Below are 25,184 nucleotides of genomic sequence, written 5' to 3'. Positions count from 1 at the left end.
GTGCTTAAAATTGAACACTTAAAAAAGCGTTATAAGTCTGGTCCTTGGGTTTTAAAAGACATTAGTTTTGAGGTTCCTGACGGTGAAATTGTTGGACTTATCGGCCCGAGTGGGGCCGGTAAATCCACCATGATTCGTTGTGTAAACCGACTAATCGATCCAAGTGAAGGCAATATCCAGTTGGACGATGTGAGCTTGAGCAGTTTGTCTTCCAGCAAAATTCGCGAGCAACGTCGTCACATTGGGATGATTTTCCAAGAATACGCCCTAGTTGAAAGGCTGAGCGTGATGGAAAACGTCTTGTCTGGTCGATTGGGGTATTTGTCTTTTTGGCGTTCTTTCTTACGTCGTTATCCACAAGAAGACATTGATAATGCTTTTGAGTATTTAGACCGTGTTGGCTTAATTGATCACGCTAATAAACGTGCTGATGAATTGTCTGGTGGCCAGCGTCAACGCGTGGGGATTGCCAGAGCCTTGGCGCAAGATCCTCGTTTGTTATTGGTGGATGAGCCAACAGCAAGTTTGGACCCAAAAACGTCTCGTCAAATCATGCGTTTGATTCAGTCTATTTGCCGTGAAAAAGCCTTGTCAGCGATTATCAATATTCACGATGTGCCGCTGGCGATGCAGTTTGTGGATCGCATTATTGGTCTGCAAGGTGGCGAAGTGGTGTTTGACGGCAAGCCTGATGAATTAACAGAAGACGTACTGACGCGCATTTATGGCGACGAAGATTGGACGGACGTTAAGCCAGAAGACGAAGATGATGAACAGGAAAGTGAGGAGGCCGCTTAATGCGAACTTGGCAAAGGCCTCATTATCTTGTGCCAGATAAACGCTGGCGCATCGCGCTTTGGATCGCCTTTTTTCTGTATTTGATTGTCGGTATTGGCAGCATTGAGGTGAATTGGCAACGGGTTTACGAAGGTTTGGAGCGCGGTGGTCGTTTTATCGAAGGCTTTTTGAACCCTAATTTTACTCGTCGAGCGGCGGACATTTATTCTGGGATTTATGAAAGCTTAACCATGACAGTGACGTCAACGGTGGTTGGAATTCTGCTGTCTATTCCATTTGGAATGGGCGCGGCGCGTAACATTTCTCCAAAACCTATCTATTTGTTTTGTCGATCTTTTATTGCGGTTTCTCGCTCTATGCAAGAAGTGATTGTGGCCATCTTTTTAGTGGCGCTTTTTGGCTTCGGAGCCTTTGCGGGTTTCTTAACGCTGACCTACGCGACAATTGGTTTCCTAGGTAAGTTATTAGCTGAAGAAATTGAAGAAATTGATAAAAAACAATTGGAAGCCATTGCTTCAACGGGCGCATCTTGGTTACAGCGTATGCACATCGCGATTTGGCCACAGGTGATGCCGCGTATGATTGGTTTGTCGTTTTATCGATTCGATATTAACTTTCGTGAATCGGCGGTCATTGGCATTGTTGGCGCAGGCGGTATAGGCGCGACCTTGAATACCTCGATTGATCGCTATGAATACGATTCTGCTGGTGCCATTCTCATTTTAATTATTCTTATTGTGTTGGCGTGTGAATACCTTTCTGGATGGATAAGAAAATGGGTGAGTTAGAACAAAAATTAGTATGGGAAAGTCATACTAGACGTAAAGCATGGATCGTTTGGGGTTTTTGGTTTTCCATTGTATTGCTGACTGTGTTTTGCTGGTTGGAAATGACGGAAGACACGATTTGGTTTTTTGTTTATGACGCACCTGTGCAAGCGGCGGATTTAATCGATCGCATGTTTCCACCAGAATGGTTGTACATCAATAAGCTGTATAAAGCCCTTTGGGATACGTTGAATATCGCCACATTAGGTACGCTTCTTGGTGTGATTTTGGCGTTTCCTGTTGCTTTCTTAGCGGCACGAAATACCACGCCGTCCACAAAGTTCGTGCGTCCGATTGCCTTGTTTATCATTGCCTCATCGCGTTCTATCAATTCGTTGATTTGGGCTTTGTTATTGGTGACGATTTTAGGGCCGGGGATTTTAGCCGGTATTATTGCGATCGGTTTAAGGTCGATCGGGTTTGTGGCCAAGTTGCTGTATGAGAGCATTGAAGAGATCAACAGCACCAGTGTAGAGGCGATTGAGTCGACGGGTGCGTCTCGTTTTCAAACCATTGCTTACGCGATTATCCCGCAAATTTTGCCTGCTTTTTTAAGCATCACGATTTTCCGGTGGGACATTAATATTCGAGAATCCACCATATTGGGCTTAGTTGGCGCAGGCGGTATAGGCTTGTTCTTGTCATCCTCGTTGAATGTGTTGGCATGGCCTCAAGTGACGCTGATTATTCTAGTGATTTTGGCGACGGTTGTGGTGTCTGAATACATTTCAGCCAAGGTGAGAAGCTTGCTGATTTAACGTCAGTGAATGCTTGTCAGATAAAATGAAAAGAGCCGTCAATGAATACTCAGTGTGTTCGTTGGCGGCTCTTTTTTTGCAGGTGTTTACGCTGGTTTGTGATTAGCAACAAGCAACCGTTCGTTCGGGGCGATCCCCCATTTTTTGTAGGCGCTGTTGATTAATGTCTATGAAGTGCGTGTTTTCTGCGGCGGTTTCTGACAATACGGTTTTCGCCCATTTCGGTAATTCTGTATTGAGGCTGTAGTAAACCCATTGGCCTTGGCGTCGATCGGTTAATAAGCCACAGTTTCTTAGTTGTGCGAGGTGACGGGATATTTTAGGCTGGCTTTCTTCTAGTGCGGCCATTAGCTCACATACGCATAATTCATTTTCTAAATAAATCAGTAGCATGCTGCGCAAGCGGGTTTCGTCGGATAAGCACTTATAAAATTGAATCGGGTCCATTGTTTTCCTTAGGTTTGTTTGGGGAAACCAACCGTGTTTATTCTATGTAGTTTACTGATCAATATTGGCTAGTTTAACAGATAGTTTGGAAAGGGTGCTGATCGGTTTCAAAGGAAAACATGAGATTTTTTAGTGGTTTAAATATGTGAAATAAGATATATGCAGGAGAATGTATATTTCTCTATTTTTGTAATCCTTCTGAGATAAAAGTATCGCAAAATAGCCCCATCAATTTTATCAACCCAAGTAAATGAGGTGTGTTATGAATAAATCTAAAGTGATTATGTCTGTATTTTTGGGGGCATCAGAGTTGATTTAGATAGCTTTACAGCAAAGATCGAAGGTGGCTGTTTATGAGGTTTGGACGCAAGTTTCGAAAACTTAGCATTCTTTAAAAAATACGGTGAGCCAGCGAAAAAATCTAGCAATATTGGTGTAGGTCCAAACGGCATGACATTAAAAGCAACAAGCTAAGAAACGCTGGAGTCTTCATATTAAAGCGATGAAAAAATGTCCTAGAAATAGGTTCAGAACCAAAAAAAACCGTTACTTTGGTTGAATCAGAGTAACGGTTTTTTTGTTATTAGGTTTATTATTTTCTGAAGTGTTCTGCGATGGTTTGCCATTGTGCTTCAGATTGAGCGGCAAGTAGTTCGCCTTCTAACATGGCTGGATTGTATTCTGTGCCATTCAACAGTCGGCAAACACCGCCAGCTTCTGTGTAAATAAGCACGCCTGCTGCATGATCCCAAGGAAGCATTTTGTAGGTGAGGCTGAAGTGAAAATGCCCAAGAGACAATTGGCGATAGGCAGGACAAGAAGGCAGATTGTTGATTCGAGCAAAGCGGGTTGCTTTGATGGCGAAGTCTTTTTGTTTCTCGCCAATGTAAGAGTGTATCGACATAATGCCTGCAAGCCTTTCAAGTTCTGCTTCGGCTGTTATGTTTAATGCCAATGGTGCTTGGCTTGGAATTTGTCCTGTGCCTCTTTCTTTCAAAGAAGTACGCTGAAAGAAAGCACCTTCGCCTTTGTTAGCATAGATCCAGTCGTCATTCACTGGGTCATAAAGTAAACCGAAACGTGTTTCTCCTTTTACTAAGACGGCGAGAATAATACCGAAGTCAGCAATGCCGTGGGCGTAATTCCAAGTGCCATCGATTGGGTCGATAATCACGCAAATGTCTGACTGGCTGATCTTATCTGTTGTAGAGGTGTCTTCAGCGGTGGCTTCTTCGCCTACAATCGCCCAATCAGGGAAGTGTTGCTGTATTTGTTGCGTAATGAAATCTTCACAGGCTTTGTCTGCAATGGTTACCAGATCGCTAAAGCTGCTTTTGGTTTCAACATCAGCAGAACTCAACTGTCGAAAGTTAGTCATGACAATTTCTTGTCCTGCGCAACGAACGATTTCTATAAGTTGGTTTTGAGCGCTTTCGTTGAAATTCATTATCTTGCCATCCTTTTTTATTCAAACTTTATGAATTATACGTGATCAAGGTGACAGTTTGTTGGCACTTTTGATAAATCATTTCAACTAACAGGTGAGCTTGGGGCTATCGCTGAGGAAGAGAATTGGCACCTAAATCTTTAGATGCCAATGTTAGACTAAGCTAATTTACGCTGATGGCTTTCTTCATTTTGATCATGCAGTAGGTTATCAACGGTTGTTTCCGCTATATGGCTTAGTGCTTCGTCGGTGAAATAACCTTGGTGGCCAGTCACCACAACATTTGGGAAAGTCAGCATGAGCTGGAAAACACTGTCCTGAATGATGTGAGAAGACATGTCTTCAAAAAACATTTCGTTCTCTTGCTCATAAACATCAAGACCTAAATAACCAATTTTTTTGTTGTAAAGTGCATCAATGGCTTCTTGAGCATGAACAAGTGCACCACGGCTTGTGTTAATAATCATCACGCCATCTTTCATCTTGCTCAGACTTTGATTGTCGATTAGGTGGTGTGTTGATTCATTCAATGGGCAATGCAAACTGATGATGTCACTTTGGTTGTATAGTTCGTCGAGAGACACGTATTTGCAACCCATGCCGATCAGTTCATCTGAAGGGTAAAGGTCGAAACATAAAACATTGCAACCAAACCCTTTCATGATACGACAAAAAGCCGCACCAATTCGGCCTGTTCCAACGCAACCGACTGTTCTGCCTTCTAGGTTGAATCCCATTAAGCCTTCTAGCGCAAAGTTTCCTTCTTTTACTCGATGATAAGCTCTGTGAGTTTTTCTGTTCAGTGTCATGATCAGAGCAACAGCATGTTCCGCCACAGACGTTGGACTGTAATCTGGCACATGAAAAACTTTGATACCTTCTTGTTTTGCTGCTTCTAAATCAACATTGTTAAAACCTGCACAACGCAATGCAATGGTGTTCACGCCTTGTTGTTTAAGGCGCTTAATGACATCTGCGTTCACATCGTCGTTGACGAAGCAAGACACGGCATCAAAACCTTTTACTAAGTCGATGGTTTCCATACTTAAGCGACTTTCAAAATAGCTCATAGATAAATTTGTATTTTGTGTATAAGTAGAAAGTGTGCGCTTGTCATAAGGCTTGCAAGAAAAAACGGCGATTTTCATAAACGTAATCCTGTCGTTTTGGAAAAGAGAAGGTTTATTTATAGCGCAAAACCGTTGTCGTTGCTTTGCTTTTGGTAAGTCGTTTGATGTAGAGCAATAAAAGAATGGTAAGACATACTTTTTTATTTATGTTGCTGTGCATGTAGACGGTGCTATAAATATTGTAAAAAAGAGTTCTTTTGTACAGACTTTATTTGGTCTTGTGAGAGAATGTTTAATCTGAATTCTTGTATTAAAACCGGAAAGAAATTTGGTCTGGGCTATACTGTTCCTATTACTGTTTGGTTATTGCCTATATTTTATATTGAATCGCTTTGGAGACTGGGATGTTTAATGGAAATTTGAAGAAAGAACTCGAGTCAGTTAAGGAACAGCTACATTCACTGAGTCAGGTGAGAGAAAGTTTAAAGCTGGAAATGTTGGTCATAAGAATGGCGGAAGATGGAACTATCTTTCATATTAATCAAAAAATTATTGATGATTTAGGCTTTTCAGAAAAAGAGTTGGTTGGAAAAAAACTGACTGATTTAGCACCCACTTATGCGCGAAATACTGGACATTACAAGGCATTTGTAAATGCTATAAAGGATAAAAAACATTGGGTTGGCGCCATAGAAGTTGAGAAAAGTGCTGATAGTGTGTTTTGGCTACGAGGGATTTTTCAGCCGATTTTTGATAGTAAAACAGGTCAAGTAAAAGAGCTCTCGTTACATTGTAATGATTTAACAAGAACTATCAGTAACTCGCGAGAAGATGAGAACATCATTGCGGCCTTGCAAAGGTCTACTGCTGTTATTGAGTTTGATATGACGGGGCATATCTTGACCGCGAATGACCGTTTCCTACAAGGAATGGGGTACAGTTTAGAGCAGATTAAAGGTGAGCATCATAGAATTTTTTGTACGTCTGAAGAGTCTTCTTCTGAAGTCTACAAGCAGTTTTGGGAGCGTTTGAATAAAGGTGAATTTGTTGCGGAGCGATTCAAGCGAGTTGATAGCCGAGGCAATATAGTATGGCTAGAAGCGTCATACAACCCTATTTCAAATGTTCATGGTCATTTCTATAAAGTTGTGAAATTTGCCACCATTATCACAGATCAGGTCATGCAAGAAATAGCGGTTTCTGAAGCGGCTGATATTGCTTTTACTACGTCCAAACAAACAGACAGCAGCGCTCAAAAAGGCAGTGAAGTAGTAAAAGAAACTGTGAAGGTTATGCATCAATTATCTGACCAGATGGCGCAAGCAGCTGAAGGTATTTCTGAGCTAGATAAACAGTCTCAATTAGTTGGCAGTATCATTCAGAGTATTCAAGGAATTGCGGATCAAACTAACTTGTTGGCTTTGAATGCCGCGATTGAAGCGGCTCGAGCTGGTGAGCAAGGGCGAGGCTTTGCTGTCGTTGCGGATGAAGTAAGACAGTTGGCTTCACGCACCAGTGAAGCGACGGAAGAGATTGTCGCTGTGGTGATGCAGAATCAAGAGCTAGCAGAGAAAGCGGTTGCCTTAATTAATGAAGGTAAGCAGCAGGCAGAGCAAGGTTTGGCGTTATCTAATGAAGCAGGTGATGTGATTGTCGAAATTCAAGATGGTGCACAGCGCGTTGTGGATGCAGTTAGTCAATTCTCTAATCAGTTTTCTTAATAAGGAAGTAAAGCTAAAAGAAACAAACCGAGCTTAAGCTCGGTTTGTTTCTTGGGTTTTATGTTGCTTGTAAATCGATTTTACTGTTTGTTTCATAATCTTCTAATTCAATAGCAATACTTTTTGATGTTGGAGTATTGCTGAATTCCCCTAGACTATCGAGTGGCACTAATGGGTTGGTCTCAGGATAATACGCAGCAATATTGCCAGCAGGAATGCTGTAGGGAACCAACTTGAATCCCTGTACTTTTCGTTCTACCTTGTCATCCCAGATTGACCGCAATGTTACACTTTGGCCTTCTTTGAAGCCTAGGCGTTGTATATCCGCAGGATTAATAAAGACGACATTACGTTCACCTTTTATGCCTCGATATCTGTCATTCATACCATAGATAGTTGTGTTGTATTGATCGTGTGATCGCAAGGTCTGCAAAACAAGCGTTTTCTCGGAAGACAAATCTTGAGCACGTTTTGGCAGAATGGATTCTGGTAATGGATGATTGTGAATAATTGCTTTTCCAGATGGCGTTTTCCAGTTTCTCTTTCTTGCACTATTGCCAAGATAAAAACCGCCATCTTCCAATATACGTTGATTAAAATGATGAAAGCCTGGAACGACCGCCGCAATATGATCTCGAATAATACCGTAATCACCGATTGCTTCAGCCCAATTGATTGGGAACTTCCCTAAGGTGGCTTCTGCTATGCCAGCAATAATGGCTGGTTCGGATTTTTGCTGCTCGCTTAGAGGTTCCAGTACACCACCAGAGGCATGGATCATACTAAAAGAGTCTTCTACTGTTACTTTTTGTTGACCTTTTTCTTGATGGTCGATATCGGTACGACCGAGGCAAGGTAAAATAATGGCGTCTTTACCAGTAATCAGATGAGAGCGATTGAGCTTGGTGCTGACTTGAACAGTCAGTTCACATTGTTTGAGGGCGCTTTCTGTTGCTTGTGTATCAGGCGTTGCGGCAGCAAAGTTACCGCCGAGAGCAATAAATACACCGATTTTTCCATCTCGCATGGCACGAATGGTGTCTACAACGGCTAAACCGTGCTCTTTGGGAGGCGTAAATTGAAAGCGTTTTTCCAATGCTTCTAGGAAGGCTGGAGAAGGGCACTCATTAATGCCCATGGTTCTGTCACCTTGTACGTTACTGTGTCCTCGCACTGGGCAGGCGCCAGCTCCTGGTTTGCCTAGGTTTCCTCGCAAGGCAAGCAAGTTTACTATTTCATGAATGGTTGCCACAGAATGGTGATGCTGAGTGATACCCATCGCCCATGTGATGATGACACTCTCTGCTTTGGCGTAGACATTGGCGGTATGAATAATGTCTTCTTTGGTTAAACCAGATTGTTGAAGAATATTAGACCAAGAGGTTTGTTTCACCTGTTCTAGGTAGTCTTCTAGACCTAGGGTATGTTGGTTAATGAAGTCATGATCAAAAATGGCTTTGCCTTCTTTTTGAGCGACTTCTTCCATTTCAATTAATACTTTCACAACGCCTCGAACCACTGCCATGTCACCGCCAATCTTAGGGCAGAAATAATTTGTGCTGGTTGGCTTTGAGCCATTTGTGAGCATTTCAATTGGGCTTTGTGGGTTTTGGAAGCGCTCTAACCCTCTTTCGTGCAAGGTATTAAAGCTTATCAGTTGACCGCCACGCTGTACGACTTCTTTGAGTGTTTCTAGCATACGAGGGTGGTTGGTGCCGGGGTTTTGCCCAAAAACAAATACAGCATCGGCCTTTTCAAAATCGTCTATTTCTACTGTGCCTTTGCCTATGCCGATACTGCTTGTTAGTCCATAGCCGCTTGCTTCGTGGCACATGTTCGAACAATCTGGAAAGTTGTTTGTTCCGTAGGCGCGAGCAAAGAGTTGATAGAGGAACGCGGCTTCATTACTCGCGCGGCCAGAGGTGTAAAAAGCGACCTTGTTTGGATTTGATTGAGCTTTAAGTGTCTCGCCTATTTTTTGAAAGGCTTGCTCCCAAGAAATCGGTTCGTAATGGTCTGTTTCTCGGTTGTAGCTGAGTGGTTCTGTAAGGCGGCCTTGAAATTCAAGAAAGTAATCGCTTTGCGTGTTTAACCAAGACACGCTGTGTTTTGCCATAAAAGCAGCGTCTACCTTGCGGGATGTTGCCTCCCAGTTAACGGCTTTAGCACCATTTTCACAAAAACGTATTTTGGCAGGGTCATGCTTTTCACCCCAAGCGCAGCCGGGACAGTCAAAGCCATGCGGTTGGTTAGTTTTTAAAAGCGTGTGGATATTTCGCACTGTGTTCTCACTTTTAAACCAATGCTCTGTGGTGCTTTTTAATGCGCCCCAACCACCTGCTGGCCCTTTATAAGGTTTGTAAAAATTCTTTGTCTCATTGGTTGAGTTTTTACTCATTGACTGTGTCCTCTGACTGCATACAAGGCGCGAATATACGAGGCGCATCTTGTTTAGGTAAATGAATCAATGTAAGCCCATAGTGCTTGGCAAGTTTGACGGCAAGGGTGCTAGGTGATGCTAAATGTGTGAGTTGAGATAATCCAACACGGACTGCTTTTTGCACCAATTCTGTACTACATCGACTCGACATTAGCACATTATGATTATGTAAGCTTATGGCGTTTTTTTTAGCGAAACCAATAACCTTATCTAAGGAATTATGGCGTCCAATATCTTCCATGCAACAGATTGGTTTGTTGTCAGGAGAAAGAAGTAAAGCCGCATGAATTGCTCCTGTGAGTTGGCCAAGCTTTTGATGTTCTGTTAATTGCTGTCTTAGTGCGGCGAGTGTGTCGGGTTCGATGGTTTTGCTTGGTGCTAACTTGGACAACTCTGGAATGGCTTGAGCTAAGGATTCGACACCACATAAACCGCACCCAGTTACTCCAAGATGTGTTTTTTGTTTTTGTTTAAAGTGATTAAACCTGCGCGGACTGATGTCTAAATTGATCGAAATACTATCAATATCCAATTGAACGTTAACGGCTTCAATACAGATATCACGGATGTCGGATAAGTCTTCAATAATGCCTTTACTTAAAGCAAAGCCAATGACAAATTCTTCCAAATGAATAGGCGTTACCATCATGACGGCGTAGGCAATGCCACCAACACTAATGGCGAGAGGGGTTTCCTCCACCAAAATGGCTGATTCTAGGCTTGTTGATTCTGTTCCATAATGAAATGAACGTATCTGGTAACCGGAAAAGTCTGACATAAATGAGTGTGTTACTGATAGGGAACTTAAACTTTATACTACTCAGCAGGAAAGAGGGCGTCCAATATTTTTCGAGTGTATAAGTAGCATTTATGAACTCCTCAATAAGGAGCTAATGGGCAAGTGTGGCTTTCTCGTTAGAGTGGGTATTTCCTTAAAAGGGGAAATGCCGTATTCTACCCCGATTATTAATGTCAATAATGTTTTGTGCGGGTTTTGTAAAACTCTATAGGAATCAAGCATAGAGTGGGATTATTTACTTCCCAACGGTAGTAAGGCAAATGCCAATACTACAAAGTGTGGTTCTACTTCTTATTATTTATTGGAATAAGTGTGGTCGATGGTATCGACATGGAGCTTATTTCCTCTTGAGCCACTTTTTGTTTAACGAGCTAGTTTATGCAATTTATAAGACGCCTTACCGATTGGAGCTTTTCTGCACCTAAAGTTTGGTTAACCATCAATACCAGTCTCTTCTTCATTTTTTTTCTGGTTTATAAAGCCTTAGTTGTGCCAGCTGATAACCTTGACGAATACGTTTTGCCTAATGGAAACAGCCAGCAATCAAACGTAAGTGAACACAACGATGACTCGGTTTTTATTGACCCATTGCAGGAAATAATCGACTCGACATTACAAAGTATACTGACTCCTATACTACAATCATCTGTTGAAGAAACGCCTGCTTCTACCTATACCTCCATTGATTATGTGATTAAGTCTGGTGATTCATTGGCTCGTATTTTCTCTCGTCTTGGTTTATCGAGAAAATCTATGTACGCCATTTTAGACGCGGATCAAGAATATCTAGTGCTTGAACCTTTATTACCCAAAGAAAAATACACCTTCACACTGGATGAAACTGGCGGTTTAGTTTCTTTAACTCGACGTATTGATATCAGTAAAGGTGTGTCTTATGTGCGTCATGAGAGCGGTGGTTATTCGTATGAGGAACACATTACACCTGTGAATTACTCGCAACAGGTGGTACACAGCCAAATTGAAGGCAGTTTCTATGAGTCAGCTAAAAAAATAGGTTTGTCGGACAGTAACATACTCATTATTCATGATGTGTTAGAAGGTCGAGTGGATTTTCGTAAAGACTTAAGAGCAAACGATGCATTTGTTCTGGTTCTGAAAACGGGAAGTATTGATGGTATTCAGGTTGGCACAACTCAGCTAGAAGCATTGCAGCTGACGGTAAAAGGCGAAACTTATCGAGCTTTTCTACACTCGGATGGTCGATTTTATGATGAGGAAGGCAACAGCCTGACACCATCCTTAAGACGCTGGCCTACTGCCCAGAAATACAGAATTAGCTCTCCTTTTAATCCGAATAGATTACACCCAATTACAGGCCATATTGCACCACATAACGGGGTAGATTTAGCAACTCCAATTGGTACGAAAGTATTGGCTACAGGTGATGGCGTTGTGACCCGTGTTGCAACCCATAAGTACGCTGGTAAATATCTAGTACTGGATTACAATGGCCCCTACGGTGCTCGGTTTTTGCATTTAAGTAAGGTGTTGGTGAAAAAAGGCCAGAAAGTTAAGCGAGGGCAAGTTATTGCTTTGTCTGGCAACACAGGACGTTCGACAGGGGCGCATTTACATTATGAATTGCATGTGAAAGGTCATCCAGTGAACCCAATGACGACCAAGATTCCAACGACTCAATCTATTTCACCTGAGGCGAAAGCGAAAGATGAACAGCATGTTGCGAGTTGGGTGAAGATGATGGCTAGGGAAAGTTAAACTCAATACTTTTTTGTCACAGAGAAAGAAACAAGTGCGCTTATCCTGCGCGCTTGTTTTGCTTTACTAAATACGGTTTCACTTTCTTCAAAAGTGAGCTTACGCCTTTTTCTTATAAGTAATATTTCCCAGTACGAAAACAACTAGAAATAGAACCAAGCCAACCACTTGAATCCATAAGTCTAAATTTGGCCATAACATCATAAATGACGCTGCTAACATTAGCGCTCTTGTGACAATAGAAAGCTTATCTTCTAAATACCCTTCCATTGCCGATACCAAGGCATACATTCCAAAAATAGCAAAAAAAGTAAGTCGCAATAACTCATCACCATCGCCGCCAATTAATGGAGTGTAAGCCATCAATAGAGGAACTATATACAAGCCTTTGGCCAATTTCCAAGCAGTCATGCCTGTTAACATAGGTGGCGTTTTGGCGATGGCAGCGGCAGCAAAGGCGGTTAGGCAAACAGGCGGCGTGACATTACTATCTTGAGAGAGCCAAAAGATGATCATGTGAGCTGTCACCAAGATCATAGCGACTGTTTGAGCGCCTAACGCTTGATCCATTAACATACCTTTGAAGTCACTTGGTACTTGAGCCAATAATGCTTCAGCTTGTTCGATCGGCATGCCTTGTACCAATGTCGCAAGAGCCGCAGGATCAACCAGCATAAAAATAGCATTTGCCGCTTCTGGTAGCGTGCCCGATGTCATCATCTCAATAAGCTGACTTTCTGCAATCAAGTTATACAAAGCAGGTGCAGATAGCGTTCCCAAAACAATATAAGACGCTGTAACAGGCAACCCCATTCCAAGAATCAAGGAAGCAATAGCGATTAAGATAATGGTGAAGAAAAGGCTTCCACCGGCCCAATCAGTAATCAATAGCGAGAAGGTGTTTCCTACGCCAGTGGTACTGATAACATTGACAACCAACCCAATTCCAACAAGCAAAACCGCCGTTGTAGACATGTTTTTAGCGCCTTGAGCCATGGCATCTAAAATTTCAACAGGCCCCATACGATGCTTTTTAGATAAAAAAGAAGCTGCAATGACGGCAAGAATACTAATGCCAGCTGCATAAGTAGGAGTAAACCCTTGAACAAGTAGAGTGACAAGAACACCAAGGGGAAGAATATGATGCCATCCACTTTTTAAGACTTCTGAAACCACAATCTCATCATCGCTTTGGGTGGCAATTACCTTACTTCGTTTTGCTTCCACACGAACAAAGAAACCAACAGAGAGAAAATAAAGTAAGGCAGGAATCGCCGCGACACTGATTATGTTGACATAAGATACTTGCGTATAAGAAGCCATGATAAATGCACCAGCACCCATAACAGGAGGCATTAATTGACCACCTGTTGATGCGGCCGCTTCTATACCAGCAGCAAATCGAGCGGGAAAGCCCGCCTTGCGCATTAAGGGGATAGTGATGACACCAGTAGAAACTGTATTGGCTACAGAAGAACCAGAAACAGAACCCATCAAACCTGACCCTAATACCGCGACAAAACCTGGACCGCCAATCATTTTACTGGCTAGGGAGCGGGACAAATCTATGATGAAATCCCCAGCGCCAGATTTGACTAAAAATGCACCAAAAAGAATGAACATGAAGACGAAGCTCCATGAGATTCGGGAGATAGAGCCAAACATGCCATCTGTGCTAAAGAAGCTGCGATACATGAGTGTTTCGAGGCTTAAACCGGGAAAGGTGAACATGCCTCCAAGCCATTGTCCCCAAACCACCACATAGGTTAAGGCAATCAGAATCAAAAAGGGGATAAACCAACCACTGGTTCGACGAATAAGCTCAAGCGCCAGAGCCACACTGACGAAGGAAACAATCCAGTCTCCAGTGTTAAAGGTGACGCCTCGATTATACAGAGCGTCTTCAAATAGGATGATATAGAACACCATCGCAACCAGTGCCAATACAATGACGCTGTCAAATACCATGGCAATTTTGCTGTTTCGCCATTTGGGATTTGCGGGTATTAGTAAGGCGCATAAGGCACCAAATCCGGCAAAGTGAAAAGCGGAAACCCATAACTCGGGCAATGTTCCCAAAGTATTTATATAAATATGGGCAACTGCTAATAAAACAGAAAGGGTAAAAACAAAACGATTCAACCAAGGCCCTGAACGGTGTGTTGTTTCAAAATCACTTAGATTGATTTCTTGAGACTCATTGGGTTGCGATGAAGCAGTCATAGACAAGCGACCTTATTATGTACAAAAAACGATTAGCACAAAAACAACACCGTAAGCGCTACGGTGTTGTTTTATGGGTAGGACTTATTCTGCGATTAGACGAGCAGGAATATTAATACCGCGTTCTCGGTAGTAACGTGCTGCACCAGGATGCAATGGGACAGGAAGTCCAGCAATGGCTTTTTTAATAGACATAACAGAGGTCGCTTTATGGATTGCGCTTAAGTACGCTAGGTTTTCATAAAGGGACTTAGTTAACTCATAAACATCCTCTTCTGACATGTTTTTATGAGTCGCTAGGAAGTTCGGTTGAGCAACGGTATTGATTGCTTTCGTTTGGCCTGGGTAAGTATCAGCAGGAATAACGTAGCGCGTCCATAAATCATAACTTCCGTTGGCCGCTTTCATTTGCTCGTCTGTGTAATCCAGTACTTTTGCTTTGCCATTCATAGAAGCATAAAGGCGAGTAACGGCGCTAACTGGTACACCAGCTGGTGTGTTCATGCCTTCAATATTGCCATTTTGCATCGCATCTGCACTGGCACCATAGCCCATGTAAGCAAGGTTGAATTTATCTGGGTCAATGTCTAAGCCTTTAAGTTGTTGGCGGCCAGAGCCTTCTGTGCCTGAATTTTTGCTGCCTATTGAGAATTTATTACTGGTTCCTTCAAGGGCTTTTAAATCAGAAACTGTGCCTGTTTTTACGAGGTCTGTGTGTAAAACAAGATGTTCTACGTTTTGCCAAAGCATGGAAACAGAACGTAGGTCTGTCTGCTTGCCGGAACTTTCAAATGGGCCTTCGCCATTCCAAGCCCATGCACCATAAAGACCTTGCAAAATAGCAAATTGCGCTTGGTTTTCTCGGATTAATTTGATGTTTTCACCTGAGCCTGCAGAACTGATTGCAGAAACAGAGAAACCAAATTTAGGGGTAAGTTTTACTTTGCTCAAAGTCGCAATAGCAACACCCACGGGGTAATAGGTTCCACCTGTTGAAGCGGTCGCTAGAATGTAGTCTCGATTGTCAGCAGCGAATGAGTTGCTTGCAGACAGAGTAAGGGCAACGGCGGTTGCACTGGACAGTATTGCTTTAGACACAAATCCCAATTTCATATTATTTTTCTCCTATAGTTGGGGGTGCGCAGGTAAGTGTTGCTGAATTTATTTTGTTGTACTTCTATTTTTATGCTTTTCCTGTGTATTTAGTCCAAGCTTATAGTATGCATTGAGATGTTTTCTTCCTAGATAGACCATAGTCTATGTTTGTTTTGTTTTGTGTCTTTTTGTGAGAATTCGAGTGAATAACACTTTTTATTTTTGATTGGATTGTTTTCTAAAAGGTGATCAATGATTTAAGGTTAGGGCCGAAATTTGATAGGAAGGGTGTATGGAACAGAATCGTAATGTTCGCGTTGTATTGTTTGATTTAGGGAATGTGTTAGTTGACCTGGGCGATGTTTCGGAAATGCATGCCATGCTGAATACCCAAGGTGAAGAAGCGGAAGTGTGGTTGAAATGGTTGAAATCACCAGCGGTTGCCGCATTTGATTCCGGTAGAGTGTCGTTTGATCATTTTGCTGAGGCTTTACTGAAAGAAGTCTGCAGTCATGTTGATAAAGAAATATTTAAAACGGCCTTTAAAGCATGGCCAAGAGGCTTGTTTGATGGTGCTTTGTCGCTGGTGGATTCGGTTAAGCCTGAATACCATAGAGCGATTTTGTCCAATACGAATGCCGCACATTGGCCACGTTTAATGGATGAAATGGGCTTGGCTGGTAAATTTCATAGCTATTATGCGTCCCATTTAGTGGGAGCAACGAAACCTGATGAAACCATTTATCAGCACGTCTTAGGTCAATTACGGGTCGCACCAAAAGAGATACTCTTTATAGACGATAATCAGGTCAATATTGATACGGCAAATGACATGGGAATGCAGGCGTATCGAGTAAAAGGAGTTGAGGAAGCTCGTTCTGTACTCAACGAATATGGGGTGTTATCCCAATAAAAGAGATCATTTTAACAGGGAGTAACGTCCTTTAATTTTGAGGTTTTTATGCGCACGTTTGATGGACAGTCTTCTAATATTTACTCAAAAACTCGCCCTATGTATCCGGCTGAGCTTTATTATTGGTTATCTCAACAAGCGCCTTCAAACAGTGTCGTGTGGGATTGTGCTTGTGGAACAGGCCAAGCATCTTTAGATCTCGCAGTGTATTTTGAAAGGGTCGAAGCCTCTGATATTAGTGCTTCTCAAGTCAATGCGGCAACGCCTCATCGTAAAGTAAATTATCAAATTGGTTCGGCTGAAAGCTCAGCCTATCCTGATCATTCTTTTGATCTTGTCTGTGTCGCTCATGCCCTACATTGGTTTGATTTGGATCAATTTTGGCAAGAGCTGCGCCGAGTGCTTAAGCCTGGTGGATTGTTTGTGTGTTGGGGATATAACTGGTTGCAAATAGGGGAAGTAGAAGACAAGGTGATTTCTGAGAATATCTTACCACACCTTAGTAATTACTGGCCTTCTCAGAGCCGAGTGTTATGGAATCAATACAATGATATTCGGTTTCCTTTTGAGCTTATGAACGTGCCGAATTTTGAGCTTAATTGCCATTGGTCGGTTTCTCAAACACTGAATTTTATCCGTACTTGGTCGGCTTCTCAGTCATATATTCAAGAACATGGGGATGAGTTTTTGCTAAATGCAGAACCTATTATTCGTGATGCTTGGTCGGACCCACATCATAAGCAAGACGTGCGTTTGCCCTTTTTTGTTAAGGCCGGAAGAGTCTGGTGAGTGTTGATGCGTAGTAAAGAGCTAATAAGACTAAAGTGGAATAGATTCGCAAATAGAGCGAGTTATAGTGGTCTCGCATCCGAATAACAAATTTAACAATGGAGCGGGTTATGAAGTCATTATATAGCGCAACCTCAAATGAGGCGGCAAAAAACGCCAACGTAAGTCAGGCAGAATTTGAAAAACGCTATCAAGAATCGATTGAAAACCCAAACGAATTTTGGGGTGAAGAAGGGAAGCGTTTAGACTGGATTACACCTTACAGCAAGGTAAAAAATACCTCGTTTCAACGTGGTAATGTCAATATTAAGTGGTTTGAAGATGGTGAACTGAACGTCGCTTACAACTGTATTGACCGCCATTTAGCGAAACACGCAAACAAAGTTGCTTATTATTGTGAAGGCGATGCCGAAACCGATGATAAAGTAGCCGTTACCTACCAAAACCTACACGATGAAGTGGGTCGTTTAGCAAATCTTCTTAAGCGACAAGGCGTTAAAAAAGGCGATCGCGTCGCTATCTACATGCCCATGATTCCACAAGCGGTTTACAGTATGTTGGCTTGTGCTCGAATTGGTGCGATTCATTCCGTTATATTTGGTGGCTTTTCTGCTCACGCTATCGCAGATCGTCTAAATGACTGTGAAGTGAAACTGGTGATTACAGCTGATGAAGGCCGTCGCGCGGGTAATACTATTCCACTGAAACACAACGTTGATATGGCATTGGATAACAATGCGTGTCCTTCTGTTGAGAAAGTTTTGGTTTATCGATACACGCAGAAAGATGTGCCTTGGTTTAATGGCCGAGACTTAGATTGGGCTGTTGAAGCAAAAGACGAAAACACAGAATGCTCTGTTGAGCCGATGGACGCCGAAGATCCTCTGTTTATTCTATACACTTCAGGTTCTACAGGTAAGCCAAAAGGGGTTGTTCATACTACTGGCGGCTATTTGGTGTACGCCTCTTTAACCCATGAATTGGTGTTTGACCTAAAACCAGATGATATTTATTGGTGTGCTGCTGATGTGGGGTGGATCACTGGACACAGTTATATGGTGTACGGGCCTCTAGCCAATGCAACAACGAGTATTCTGTTTGAAGGCGTGCCGACTTACCCTGATTCTGGCCGAATTGGTCGTGTTGTCGATAAATATAATGTGTCTCTTTTGTACACAGCACCGACTGCGATCCGAGCTTTGATGTCAAAAGGCGATGAAGCGACTCGCTCTAGTAAGCGTGATTCATTGCGTGTCTTGGGAAGTGTTGGCGAGCCAATTAATCCAGAAGCTTGGTCTTGGTATTATTCTGAAATTGGTAATGCTTCTTGCCCAATTGTTGATACTTGGTGGCAAACAGAGACCGGTGGCATCATGATGACGCCGCGTGTTGTACAAGGCGACGCTAAGCCGGGCTCTTGTACTGGACCTTTATTTGGCGTGCAGCCTGCATTGGTCGATGCGCAAGGCGTTGAGCTTAATGAACAAGGTGTGCAAGTCGACGGCGGTTTGGTCATTACGGACTCTTGGCCGGGGCAAGCTCGTACGGTTTATGGTGATCACGAACGTTTTGAGCAAACTTACTTCAGCACTTTTGATGGTATGTACTTTACCGGTGATGGTGCATCAAGAGATGCAGACGGCCATTATTGGATAACGGGTCGTATGGATGACGTGCTGAATGTATCAGGTCATCGTCTTGGTACGGCTGAGATTGAAAGTGCATTGGTTGCTCACCCAGCCGTTGCTGAAGCGGCGATCGTTGGTTACCCTCATGATATTAAAGGGCAGGGCATTTATGTGTATGTCAGTGCTGTAGCTGATGTTACGCCTGACGAAGAACTGACTAAGTCTCTGAAGCAGTTTGTGCGTCAAGAGATTGGTCCAATTGCTACGCCTGATTTGATTCAGTGGGCGAGTAAAGGTTTGCCAAAAACACGCTCTGGAAAAATCATGCGCCGTATTTTGAGAAAAATTGCAGCGAGTGAACATGATCAGTTGGGCGATACAAGTACGCTAGCCGATCCAAGTGTGGTTGATGATTTGATTGAAAACCGCTTAAATGTGTAACACTTTATACATTTAAAAGGGTAGGCAGTGATATCACTTATTATCGCGGATGATCATCCTCTGTTCCGTAGCGCACTAAGTAGTGCACTACGGGCAGAAATACAGGGCGTTGAGATAGCGGAATCCCAAGATTTAGACTCCACACTTCAATGTTTAGAGAAGACAGATGATTTAGATTTACTCTTGCTGGATTTAAATATGCCAGGCAGTGGTGAATTATATGGATTGATTAGAATCCGAAAAGACTTCCCTGATGTGCCTGTCGCCATTATTTCTGGTAGTGAAGACAGTGCCATGGTGGCAAAAGTGATTGATGCTGGTGCTTTGGGGTTCATTCCTAAAACCAGTGAACCTGTCACTTACGCACAAGCAATTAACGCGATTCTAGCGGGTGATATTTGGCTACCTGAGAACTTGAAGCAAGCCGTTGAAAGCCAACCCAAGCCCGACTTATCTGTGCAAAATAAAGTCGCAGAACTCACCCCTCAACAATATAAAGTGCTGTGTTACCTTCATGAAGGCTTATTGAACAAGCAAATTGCTTTTGAACTATCCATTTCTGAGGCGACGGTAAAAGCTCATATCACAGCGATTTTTCGTAAATTGGAAATTAATAATCGAACACAAGCTGTGTTGATTGCCAGTGATTTAAAGCTGCAGATTGGAAGGATCGACAGCTAACTCTCTTTGTTTTGCTTTTCGTTATCACATTTGCAGGGTGGAACTGGGTCTAGGCCGCTTTCACCCCAAGGGTGGCATTTTGATAAGCGCTTCACGCCAAGGTACACACCTTTTATTACGCCTTTTTTTTCAATTGCTTCAATCATGTAATGAGAGCAACTTGGGTAAAAACGGCAGTTACTTCCTAAATACGGGCTAATGGTAACTTGGTAAGCTTTTACTAATAATATAAATATGCTTTTCATCACAGAGTTCGTTTGTTTAATTAGCCACTTTTAGGGGAAGATACTTACAATATAATGCCAAAATTTGTGCATTTTTATATATCTCGCCACGCCTATTTGTTACTGTAAAAGAAATATATCACAGAATTCTTTTTAATATGCCAGAGCAACATCTTACTCTTGATGCAACTAAAATCGTTGCTTATCAAGGCGAGCCAGGTGCTTATTCGCATCTTGCTTGCAAACACACCTTCCCTGACTGGGCCAGTGTCCACTGCGCGACCTTTGCTGATGCCTTAAAGATGGTTGAACGAGGTGACGCGTATTACGCCATGATCCCTGTTGAGAACTCCACAGCAGGTCGAGTTGAAGAGATTTATCGAGAACTCAAACGGACTCAGCTTTATGTTGTAAAAGAGCACTTTGAGCCAGTGAATCATTGTTTAATGGCTTGTCATGGTGTAACGCTTGAGCAAATAAATCGCATAGGCAGTCACCCTCAAGCTTTGGCGCAATGTGATGCAAACATCAAGGCGCTAAACGCAAAAAATCAGGCGATGTATGACACGGCAGGTGCTGCAAAGCATATCGCAGAGAATGAAGAACTTGGGCTTGCTGTGATTTCGTCTGAGTTGGCTGCTGAATTGTATGGCTTGAATATCCTGAAAACTCACTTCAATGACACGGTTGGGAATACGACTCGCTTCTTAGTCTTTTCCCGTCAACAAAAAATGCCTGTGTTCGAAGAGGGTCAAACTTACATTACTTCCTTTATGTTTCGAGTTCGTAACATTCCAGCTGCGCTTTATAAGGCAATGGGCGGTTTTGCGACGCAAGGAATTAATATGTTGAAGCTAGAAAGCTATATGGTAAACGGGAACTTTACCGCAACTCAGTTTTATATAGATGTTGAAGCGCATTTTCAATCATCTGCTATGCAAGCAGCCTTAGAAGAACTTGGTTTCTTCTCAGAGGAAGTTCGTATCTTGGGAACCTATCTTGCGGATGATTATAGGCTGAAGTAAGTAGGATGAGACAAAAATTGTGGTGACAGCATTTCAGCCTTGTATGAGCTTATTTGTTAGTGTATTAGTTCAAACAGATATGTTCAGTTTAGATAATAGCTCTCTTATTTCAAGACATAATAATTACGACGAAGGCAGTTATGCCTTCACCAATATTACTTTTTAATCTGGATTATTAAGTGAAAAGGATTTTTGTAACTTTCATCGTAATGCTGCTGTCCGCTAAGGTCTTTGCTTCCGTGTATGTCATACATGATGCTACTGAAAGTTCAGTACGTTCTTTGACGTTTCAACTATCCGCTCTTTTACCTTCTTCTCTTCAAGCGAAACCTGTTCGAAGTTCCGCTTTTGATCAGAATATAGCTGCGCTTCAAAACGACGATATTCTGGTGACAATAGGCAGAGACAGTTATTCCCAAATTTGCTCAACTGTTAACGCAGGTATTGTGATTGCCACTTTCATTGGGCAAGAAGAGTATTTGAATATTCAAAAAGACTGCTTAATACCGAGTAGTGGTGTGTTTTCTGGTGCGCCTTTGGATAAGCATTTTGCGTTGCTTAATGCTGTTTGGTTTGACCGAAAACCATTGGCTGTACTTTATAGTGATGCACTTTTTATTGATCGACAAAAAATGGAAAAAGAAGCCGCAGAGTATGGTTTTGAATTACGCTTTTTAAAAACAGACACAGATCGTTTATCTGTCTTGAAGTCGGTCAATTTTTTGTTGGAAGAGTCTGAAGTGATTCTATCTTTGGTAGATACACGGCTTTATCAGGATGGAGTCGCGCAAGATATTCTAAAGCTCTTATTCCATAAACAACGCATAATGATTGGCTCTTCATTTGCTTTTGTTAGAGCTGGTTCGCTCTTTGCTATTCATTCCGATAGTCGCTCCAAACTAACAGCTTTGGTGGAAAGGATTCGAGCGTGGAACGACAGTGAACTTTTGATAGAAGCCGATTATCCAGACATGTTGAGAGTGACGTTTAATCCATATCTAATTCGATCTCATGGCGTTGTTTTGCCGTCCGCATCTTATTTAAAAGACAAATACGGACTTTGTGCCGACACGCAATGTTAATCTTGCTGTAAAAAGCGCTTCACTAAGCTACTAAATGGCATGGGCTTTTCTGCATGAAGCCAATGTCCAGTTCCGGACAGTATTTTAAAAGAAGCGTTCGGAAAGGCTGCCATAATGTCTTGTTGATAATCCGAAATGATATAGTCCGAATGTTCGCCTTTGATGAATAACGTAGGTGTGCTAATCGCTTGGCTTATTTTAGGCTTTTTCAATATTGTGCTATAGCTGTCGGCAATGTTGTTGACGGATAAGGCAAGTTGATACAGTTTGTCTTCTGTTCTAACCAAGTTTTTCAATAAAAACTGTCGAATTGCCAGACTTGGTTCATACTGACTTAAAATATCATCAGCGGCTTTACGGGAGCTTACGTCACTAGATTGGACCGCTTTTAAGCCTTTCAAAATGTCGGTATGGCTTGGTTTGTAGTCTACAGGAGCAATATCGGCGACGATGAGCTTTTCTATTTTAATATTGCTTGACTGCTCCGCCAGCGAAGCCATTTGCATAGCCACTTTCCCGCCCATAGAGTGGCCGAGTAAATGGAAAGATTTGATGTTTTGAGACGTTGTCCAATCTAAAACTGCCTGAGCCATTTTTGGGTAAGTCGCGTCTGGCATAGAAGATGATTGACCATGATTGGGTAAATCAATGCAAAACAGATTAAAGTGTTCAGATAAGCCTTGTGCAATGGAATGCCAGTTATCTGCGTTACCGAATAAACCGTGAATAATAATAAGGTTTGGTCCTGAGGAACTATATTGCTTTGCGTGTATCATAAGAGCCTTACATTCGATAAGTTTTAAGTCATTGTACCAAGTCTATAGCGGCTGAGTCATTCTTGATAAGTGAGAGTTGTTTTATTTATGTTAGATCCATTTTTTATTAAACAATTGAAAGCACCTTTGCGAAATATCGCGTTAAAGCTCGATGCAATAGGAATTAAAGCAAATCACATCACCGTATTTGGCTTTGTGATGGGGATCTTGTCTGTGCCATCCTTGAGTCAAGAGTATTACTGGCTTGCTTTGATTCTTATTATTCTTAATCGCTTGATGGATGGGTTAGATGGCGCCGTAGCGCGAGTGCAAGAGCCTACGGATTTAGGTGGTTATCTTGATATTACATTGGACTTTATTTTTTACTCTGCGGTTATTTTTGGCTTTGCATTGGCAAATCCAGCAGAGAATGCATTAGCGGCCAGCTTTGTTATTTTCTCTTTTATGGGGACGGGAAGCAGCTTTTTGGCCTTTGCCATCATGGCGGAAAAGCGCCATATTGAAAATCTGGATTATGGCGGTAAGTCGTTACACTTTATTGGCGGTTTAGCAGAAGGCGCAGAGACCATCGCTTTTCTTGTGTTGATTTGTTTGTTGCCGGCGCACTTTGTTGTGTTGGCTTACGTCTTTGGAACGATTTGTTGGATTACAACAGCCACACGAATTTATGCAGGTTATCGAACACTTCGTTGATTTAAGTCGAAAAGAAAATTAACTAATCAAAAAAGGCGATTTCTATATCGCTTTTGACGATGGCGCAGCAAGCCAATAAATAACCACTTTGTACCCAAGCTAAGGGTTCAAAAGGGTAAATAACATTTCCCCATAAAAGCTTCACTGAGCAAGAAGAGCAGTAGCCTTCGCGGCATTGGTATTCCACATGTATTCCGGCTCGTTCCAGTTGAACCATTAAAGGCTCTTCTTCTGTTACTAGAATCTGTTTTTTACCTATCAGTACACGATGTACTACTTGCTCTTTCTTTGTTGCTGATTCTTGCTTAGAGATCGAAGTCATCGAAGTCTGAATCATCCAAGTTGTTATCTGTTTGGCCAACCAAGTAAGAGCTGATTTCAGCTTCTTGTGGTGCGACTTGAACGTTGTCACTCACCAACCAAGCGTTAATCCAAGGGATTGGGTTGTGCTTCGTCTCAAAGTGCGCATCAAGGCCGACGGCTTGCATACGAACGTTCGTGATGTATTCCACGTATTGCCCCAAAATTTGCGCGTTAAGGCCAATCATAGAGCCGCTTTGGAACAGGTAAGTCGCCCATTCTTTTTCTTGTTCCGCGGCTTCGATAAAGATGTCACGCATTTCGTCTTTGCATTCTTCGGCAATGATAGCCATTTCTGGATCATCTTTACCTGATGCCATTAAGTTCATCATGTGTTGCGTGCCTGTAAGGTGTAAGGCCTCATCACGAGCAATGAGCTTGATGATTTTCGCGTTGCCTTCCATTAAGGTGCGTTCTGCAAAAGCGAAGCTGCAAGCGAAGCTCACATAGAAACGAATTGCTTCCAATACATTGACAGAGGCCACAGTGAGATAAAGGGCTTTCTTCAATTTCGGCATGGTGATTTCAACATCGCCTTTGCCCGGTACGTTAAAAGTACCAAATCCCATGGTGTTATATAGATTCACCATTTCAATTAGGTTGTCATAGTATTTCGATACACTGTCTGCACGCTTGGTGATTTCTTCATTGGTGACGATGTCATCAAAAATCAGCGTTGGATCATTCACTATATTACGAATGATGTGCGTGTAAGAGCGACTGTGAATGGTTTCACTGAATGACCAAGTTTCAATCCAAGTTTCTAACTCAGGAAGAGAAACGATAGGCAATAAGGCAACATTTGGAGAGCGACCTTGAACACTGTCTAGTAGCGTTTGATATTTTAAGTTGCTTAAGAAAATGTGCTTTTCATGCTCTTCTAGATTCTGAAAATCCTTACGATCATTAGAGAGATCCACTTCTTCTGGGCGCCAAAAGAAAGACAATTGCTTTTCAATTAGCTTTTCAAAAATAGGGTGTTTTTGTTGGTCGTAACGAGCCACGTTGACATTTTCACCAAAGAACATTGGTTCTTTCATGCTATCGAAATGTTTACGGTTGAACGTCGAGTAACTCATTGCTGGATATGTCCTCTAATTCGTAAAATCGAAATAAAATTGAATCGATTTCAGTTATTAATAGTGTGTAATAAATTGGATAAGGGTGTGATTGTTGGTGCCAAAATCAAATAAGCTCCGTATGTCATACG

General features: G+C 42.3%; 23 protein-coding genes. 12 read left to right on the top strand and 11 right to left on the bottom strand.

Annotated elements, in window-relative coordinates; translation table 11 throughout:
* Genes phnC through phnE (ABFY09_RS01160) form a run of 3 tightly spaced genes read left to right on the top strand, consistent with a single transcriptional unit; the run spans position 1 to position 2,383 of the window.
* On the top strand, positions 1–798 hold the full coding sequence (gene phnC / locus ABFY09_RS01170; protein ID WP_347982460.1) for a phosphonate ABC transporter ATP-binding protein: 798 nt from the start codon (positions 1–3) through the stop codon (positions 796–798).
* Positions 798–1,586 (top strand): phosphonate ABC transporter, permease protein PhnE, encoded by a 789-nt coding sequence (gene phnE, locus ABFY09_RS01165; protein WP_347982459.1) that lies wholly within the window; start codon positions 798–800, stop codon positions 1,584–1,586. The genes phnC and phnE (ABFY09_RS01165) overlap by 1 nt, the downstream gene beginning before the upstream one ends.
* A complete protein-coding gene (gene phnE / locus ABFY09_RS01160; RefSeq protein WP_347982458.1) occupies positions 1,574–2,383 on the top strand; it encodes a phosphonate ABC transporter, permease protein PhnE in 810 nt (269 codons plus the stop codon). Before phnE (ABFY09_RS01165) ends, phnE (ABFY09_RS01160) begins: the two co-directional genes overlap by 13 nt.
* A gap of 102 nt (positions 2,384–2,485) precedes the next feature.
* Here phnE (ABFY09_RS01160) and ABFY09_RS01155 read toward each other — a convergent pair whose 3' ends face one another.
* The 3 genes from ABFY09_RS01155 to ABFY09_RS01145 all read right to left on the bottom strand — a co-directional run bounded on the left by ABFY09_RS01155 (position 2,486) and on the right by ABFY09_RS01145 (position 5,425).
* Positions 2,486–2,830, bottom strand: coding sequence for a metalloregulator ArsR/SmtB family transcription factor (locus tag ABFY09_RS01155; RefSeq protein ID WP_347982457.1), 345 nt, complete (start codon positions 2,828–2,830; stop codon positions 2,486–2,488).
* A 592-nt stretch (positions 2,831–3,422) separates the two neighbouring features.
* Positions 3,423–4,277: an inositol monophosphatase gene (locus ABFY09_RS01150; RefSeq protein WP_347982456.1), complete on the bottom strand. Its 855-nt coding sequence runs from the start codon at positions 4,275–4,277 to the stop codon at positions 3,423–3,425.
* A 158-nt stretch (positions 4,278–4,435) separates the two neighbouring features.
* Positions 4,436–5,425, bottom strand: coding sequence for a 2-hydroxyacid dehydrogenase (locus ABFY09_RS01145; protein ID WP_347982455.1), 990 nt, complete (start codon positions 5,423–5,425; stop codon positions 4,436–4,438).
* A 326-nt stretch (positions 5,426–5,751) separates the two neighbouring features.
* Between ABFY09_RS01145 and ABFY09_RS01140 the strand changes: the two genes are divergently transcribed.
* Positions 5,752–7,068, top strand: coding sequence for a methyl-accepting chemotaxis protein (locus ABFY09_RS01140; RefSeq protein WP_347982454.1), 1,317 nt, complete (start codon positions 5,752–5,754; stop codon positions 7,066–7,068).
* Between the two features lie 58 nt (positions 7,069–7,126).
* Here the strand turns inward: ABFY09_RS01140 and ABFY09_RS01135 are convergent, their stop codons facing one another.
* Positions 7,127–9,466 carry an FdhF/YdeP family oxidoreductase gene (locus tag ABFY09_RS01135; protein WP_347982453.1) on the bottom strand — a complete coding sequence of 780 codons (2,340 nt, stop codon included), beginning with the start codon at positions 9,464–9,466 and terminating at the stop codon, positions 7,127–7,129.
* Positions 9,459–10,286, bottom strand: coding sequence for a formate dehydrogenase accessory sulfurtransferase FdhD (gene fdhD, locus ABFY09_RS01130; RefSeq protein ID WP_347982452.1), 828 nt, complete (start codon positions 10,284–10,286; stop codon positions 9,459–9,461). Before fdhD ends, ABFY09_RS01135 begins: the two co-directional genes overlap by 8 nt.
* A gap of 399 nt (positions 10,287–10,685) precedes the next feature.
* Between fdhD and ABFY09_RS01125 the strand changes: the two genes are divergently transcribed.
* Positions 10,686–12,044 (top strand): peptidoglycan DD-metalloendopeptidase family protein, encoded by a 1,359-nt coding sequence (locus ABFY09_RS01125; protein ID WP_347982451.1) that lies wholly within the window; start codon positions 10,686–10,688, stop codon positions 12,042–12,044.
* A gap of 99 nt (positions 12,045–12,143) precedes the next feature.
* Here ABFY09_RS01125 and ABFY09_RS01120 read toward each other — a convergent pair whose 3' ends face one another.
* A complete protein-coding gene (locus ABFY09_RS01120; RefSeq protein WP_347982450.1) occupies positions 12,144–14,267 on the bottom strand; it encodes a TRAP transporter permease in 2,124 nt (707 codons plus the stop codon).
* Positions 14,268–14,351: 84 nt separating this feature from the next.
* The gene (locus ABFY09_RS01115; protein ID WP_347982449.1) at positions 14,352–15,380 is read right to left on the bottom strand and encodes a TAXI family TRAP transporter solute-binding subunit; all 1,029 of its coding nucleotides are present in this window, start codon (positions 15,378–15,380) and stop codon (positions 14,352–14,354) included.
* A gap of 274 nt (positions 15,381–15,654) precedes the next feature.
* Between ABFY09_RS01115 and ABFY09_RS01110 the strand changes: the two genes are divergently transcribed.
* The 4 genes from ABFY09_RS01110 (at position 15,655) to ABFY09_RS01095 (ending at position 19,814) form a co-directional block, all read left to right on the top strand.
* Entirely contained in the window at positions 15,655–16,275 is a 621-nt protein-coding gene (locus tag ABFY09_RS01110) for an HAD-IA family hydrolase (protein WP_347982448.1), read from the top strand.
* Between the two features lie 48 nt (positions 16,276–16,323).
* A complete protein-coding gene (locus ABFY09_RS01105; RefSeq protein WP_347982447.1) occupies positions 16,324–17,064 on the top strand; it encodes a class I SAM-dependent methyltransferase in 741 nt (246 codons plus the stop codon).
* A gap of 110 nt (positions 17,065–17,174) precedes the next feature.
* Complete coding sequence (gene acs / locus ABFY09_RS01100) at positions 17,175–19,133, top strand: acetate--CoA ligase (RefSeq protein WP_347982446.1); 1,959 nt, start codon at positions 17,175–17,177, stop codon at positions 19,131–19,133.
* A gap of 27 nt (positions 19,134–19,160) precedes the next feature.
* Entirely contained in the window at positions 19,161–19,814 is a 654-nt protein-coding gene (locus ABFY09_RS01095; RefSeq protein ID WP_347982445.1) for a response regulator transcription factor, read from the top strand.
* On the opposite strand, the gene yidD is transcribed toward ABFY09_RS01095, so the two are convergent.
* Positions 19,811–20,059, bottom strand: coding sequence for a membrane protein insertion efficiency factor YidD (yidD, locus tag ABFY09_RS01090; RefSeq protein ID WP_347982444.1), 249 nt, complete (start codon positions 20,057–20,059; stop codon positions 19,811–19,813). The two genes, ABFY09_RS01095 and yidD, sit on opposite strands and share 4 nt — an antisense overlap.
* A gap of 137 nt (positions 20,060–20,196) precedes the next feature.
* Between yidD and ABFY09_RS01085 the strand changes: the two genes are divergently transcribed.
* Together ABFY09_RS01085 and ABFY09_RS01080 are read left to right on the top strand one after the other, a co-directional pair.
* A complete protein-coding gene (locus ABFY09_RS01085; protein WP_347982443.1) occupies positions 20,197–21,063 on the top strand; it encodes a prephenate dehydratase in 867 nt (288 codons plus the stop codon).
* Between the two features lie 179 nt (positions 21,064–21,242).
* A complete protein-coding gene (locus ABFY09_RS01080; RefSeq protein ID WP_347982442.1) occupies positions 21,243–22,145 on the top strand; it encodes a hypothetical protein in 903 nt (300 codons plus the stop codon).
* On the opposite strand, the gene ABFY09_RS01075 is transcribed toward ABFY09_RS01080, so the two are convergent.
* Positions 22,142–22,921 (bottom strand): alpha/beta fold hydrolase, encoded by a 780-nt coding sequence (locus ABFY09_RS01075; protein ID WP_347982441.1) that lies wholly within the window; start codon positions 22,919–22,921, stop codon positions 22,142–22,144. The two genes, ABFY09_RS01080 and ABFY09_RS01075, sit on opposite strands and share 4 nt — an antisense overlap.
* An 87-nt stretch (positions 22,922–23,008) precedes the next feature.
* Here ABFY09_RS01075 and ABFY09_RS01070 point away from each other — a divergent pair, with 87 nt between their 5' ends.
* Complete coding sequence (locus tag ABFY09_RS01070; protein ID WP_347982440.1) at positions 23,009–23,614, top strand: CDP-alcohol phosphatidyltransferase family protein; 606 nt, start codon at positions 23,009–23,011, stop codon at positions 23,612–23,614.
* A gap of 22 nt (positions 23,615–23,636) precedes the next feature.
* Here ABFY09_RS01070 and yfaE read toward each other — a convergent pair whose 3' ends face one another.
* Positions 23,637–23,936, bottom strand: coding sequence for a class I ribonucleotide reductase maintenance protein YfaE (yfaE, locus tag ABFY09_RS01065; RefSeq protein WP_347982439.1), 300 nt, complete (start codon positions 23,934–23,936; stop codon positions 23,637–23,639).
* On the bottom strand, positions 23,920–25,053 hold the full coding sequence (nrdB, locus tag ABFY09_RS01060; RefSeq protein ID WP_347982438.1) for a class Ia ribonucleoside-diphosphate reductase subunit beta: 1,134 nt from the start codon (positions 25,051–25,053) through the stop codon (positions 23,920–23,922). The genes yfaE and nrdB overlap by 17 nt, the downstream gene beginning before the upstream one ends.
* Positions 25,054–25,184 lie beyond the last annotated feature (131 nt).

This window comes from Marinomonas sp. 5E14-1, assembly GCF_039939215.1.
GTDB lineage: Bacteria > Pseudomonadota > Gammaproteobacteria > Pseudomonadales > Marinomonadaceae > Marinomonas.
Note: the sequence above shows the minus strand (reverse complement) of the source record. Positions and strands in the feature narration are given on the sequence as shown.

Coding starts and splice junctions, on each gene's coding strand:
- phnE (WP_347982459.1), top strand. CDS start 798: ATGCGAACTTGGCAAAGGCCTCATTATCTTGTGCCAGATAAACGCTGG.
- phnE (WP_347982458.1), top strand. CDS start 1,574: ATGGGTGAGTTAGAACAAAAATTAGTATGGGAAAGTCATACTAGACGT.
- ABFY09_RS01155 (WP_347982457.1), bottom strand. CDS start 2,830: ATGGACCCGATTCAATTTTATAAGTGCTTATCCGACGAAACCCGCTTG.
- ABFY09_RS01150 (WP_347982456.1), bottom strand. CDS start 4,277: ATGAATTTCAACGAAAGCGCTCAAAACCAACTTATAGAAATCGTTCGT.
- ABFY09_RS01145 (WP_347982455.1), bottom strand. CDS start 5,425: ATGAAAATCGCCGTTTTTTCTTGCAAGCCTTATGACAAGCGCACACTT.
- ABFY09_RS01140 (WP_347982454.1), top strand. CDS start 5,752: ATGTTTAATGGAAATTTGAAGAAAGAACTCGAGTCAGTTAAGGAACAG.
- ABFY09_RS01135 (WP_347982453.1), bottom strand. CDS start 9,466: ATGAGTAAAAACTCAACCAATGAGACAAAGAATTTTTACAAACCTTAT.
- fdhD (WP_347982452.1), bottom strand. CDS start 10,286: ATGTCAGACTTTTCCGGTTACCAGATACGTTCATTTCATTATGGAACA.
- ABFY09_RS01125 (WP_347982451.1), top strand. CDS start 10,686: ATGCAATTTATAAGACGCCTTACCGATTGGAGCTTTTCTGCACCTAAA.
- ABFY09_RS01120 (WP_347982450.1), bottom strand. CDS start 14,267: ATGACTGCTTCATCGCAACCCAATGAGTCTCAAGAAATCAATCTAAGT.
- ABFY09_RS01115 (WP_347982449.1), bottom strand. CDS start 15,380: ATGAAATTGGGATTTGTGTCTAAAGCAATACTGTCCAGTGCAACCGCC.
- ABFY09_RS01110 (WP_347982448.1), top strand. CDS start 15,655: ATGGAACAGAATCGTAATGTTCGCGTTGTATTGTTTGATTTAGGGAAT.
- ABFY09_RS01105 (WP_347982447.1), top strand. CDS start 16,324: ATGCGCACGTTTGATGGACAGTCTTCTAATATTTACTCAAAAACTCGC.
- acs (WP_347982446.1), top strand. CDS start 17,175: ATGAAGTCATTATATAGCGCAACCTCAAATGAGGCGGCAAAAAACGCC.
- yidD (WP_347982444.1), bottom strand. CDS start 20,059: ATGAAAAGCATATTTATATTATTAGTAAAAGCTTACCAAGTTACCATT.
- ABFY09_RS01085 (WP_347982443.1), top strand. CDS start 20,197: ATGCCAGAGCAACATCTTACTCTTGATGCAACTAAAATCGTTGCTTAT.
- ABFY09_RS01075 (WP_347982441.1), bottom strand. CDS start 22,921: ATGATACACGCAAAGCAATATAGTTCCTCAGGACCAAACCTTATTATT.
- ABFY09_RS01070 (WP_347982440.1), top strand. CDS start 23,009: ATGTTAGATCCATTTTTTATTAAACAATTGAAAGCACCTTTGCGAAAT.
- yfaE (WP_347982439.1), bottom strand. CDS start 23,936: ATGACTTCGATCTCTAAGCAAGAATCAGCAACAAAGAAAGAGCAAGTA.
- nrdB (WP_347982438.1), bottom strand. CDS start 25,053: ATGAGTTACTCGACGTTCAACCGTAAACATTTCGATAGCATGAAAGAA.